At 73.1% G+C, this 1,595-nt stretch carries 2 protein-coding genes; one reads left to right on the top strand and one right to left on the bottom strand.

Annotated elements, in window-relative coordinates; genetic code table 11:
- Nucleotides 1-311, bottom strand: a 311-nt coding sequence (locus NI18_RS20625) for a precorrin-6A/cobalt-precorrin-6A reductase (RefSeq protein ID WP_037533078.1), incomplete at its 3' end; no start/stop codon positions are given.
- Between the two features lie 12 nt (nucleotides 312-323).
- Here NI18_RS20625 and NI18_RS20620 point away from each other — a divergent pair.
- The gene (locus tag NI18_RS20620) at nucleotides 324-1,505 is read left to right on the top strand and encodes a bifunctional cobalt-precorrin-7 (C(5))-methyltransferase/cobalt-precorrin-6B (C(15))-methyltransferase (protein ID WP_037533075.1); all 1,182 of its coding nucleotides are present in this window, start codon (nucleotides 324-326) and stop codon (nucleotides 1,503-1,505) included.
- The last annotated feature ends 90 nt before the right edge of the window (nucleotides 1,506-1,595 follow it).

Raw genomic sequence — 1,595 nt, 5'->3', positions numbered from 1 at the left:
GGAGTCCAGGCGGGGCGGGCGAGCGCGACATGCGCGACGCCCGCCTGTGCCGCGGCCTCGACCGCATGCCGGTGCATCTGCGCGGCGAAGGGGTGCGTCGCGTCGATCAGGTGCGTGACACGGTGCTCTTTGAGATAGGTAACGAGGCCTCCGACGCCGCCAAAGCCGCCGATGCGGACGGGCACCGGCTGCGCGCGCGGGTTGGCGACGCGGCCGGCATAGCTCAGCACGGTCGGAATGCCGCGCGCCGCGAGCCGTGCGGCGAGCGCGCTGGCTTCGGTGGTGCCGCCGAGAAGCAGGATGGTCGGAATGACTGAGGCTCCGTGGCTGACGTAGTCGGGATCGGCGAGGACGGCGTCGCCGGGCTGTCCGCTGCAGCGCGCGCGGCGCTGGCCGATGCCGAGATCGTGACGGGTGCGACCCGGCATCTGGCGCTTGCCGGCGAGCTTAGGGGGGCGGTCGAGGCTTGGCCAGTGCCGTTCGAGGACGGGATCGCGCGGCTGATCAGGCATCGCGGCAGGCGGGTGGTGATGCTGGCATCGGGGGATCCGTTCTGGTTCGGCGCGGGCACGTCGGTGACGCGGCATCTCAGCCCGGGCGAGTGGATCGCGCATCCCGCACCGTCGAGCTTCGCTCTCGCAGCGGCGCGGCTCGGCTGGGGACTCGAGGACTGTTCGTGCCTGGGGCTGCACGCCGCGCCGTTCGGGCGGTTGCGGCCGCATATCGCGCGGGGGCGGCGTGCGATTGTGCTCGTCCGCGACGGGGCGGCGGTCGGCGGGCTGGCGGCGTATCTGGATGCGGCGGGGTTCGGCGCGTCGTCGCTGCACGTGCTCGAGGCGCTGGGCGGGCCGCGCGAGCGGATCCGCCACACGACCGCCGCGACGATCGCGTTCGACGACATCGCGCATCCGGTCGCGGTCGGCATCGTCTTCGAGGGCGCGAGCGCGGTTATGCCGCAGGCGGGGCTGTCCGACGACTGGTTCGCGCATGACGGGCAGATCACCAAGTCGCCGATCCGCGCGGTGACGCTGGCGGCACTCGCACCGAAACCGGGCGAGAGCCTGTGGGATATCGGCGCGGGATCGGGATCGATCGGGATTTCCTGGCTGCTCGCGCACCCGTCAACCCGCGCTACCGCGTTCGAGGCGGATTCGGTGCGCGCGGGGCGGATCGCCGCCAATGCCGCGACGCTGGGCGTCGACCGGCTGGTGGTGGTCGAGGGGCGGGCGCCCGAGTGTCTTGGCGAGCGGGCGTGTCCCGATGCGGTGTTCGTCGGCGGGGGGCTGTCCGAGGCGCTGTTGCGCGCGCTGTGGCCGCGGGTCGAGCAGGGCGCGCGGATCGTAGCGAATGCGGTGACGCTCGAATCGGAGGCGCTGCTGACGCAGTGGCAGGCAGCGCAGGGGGGGGAGCCTGATGCGGATCGAGGTGGCGCAGGCGGTGCGATCGGGACGCGACGTGGGTGGCGCGCGCAGTTTCCGGTGGTGCAATGGGCGTATCCGGCATGATCGTCGCGGGTTTTGGCTTCAACACGGCCGCGGATGCCGCCGCGTTGCGGGCCGCGCTGGCCGCCGCGCAGCAGGGGCTGCCGCGTCCCG

It is taken from the genome of Sphingomonas sp. Ant20, from assembly GCF_000783375.1.
Lineage (GTDB): Bacteria > Pseudomonadota > Alphaproteobacteria > Sphingomonadales > Sphingomonadaceae > Sphingomonas > Sphingomonas aerolata.
The sequence above is the reverse complement of the archived record's forward strand: the minus strand, read 5'-3'. Positions and strand labels throughout refer to the sequence as shown.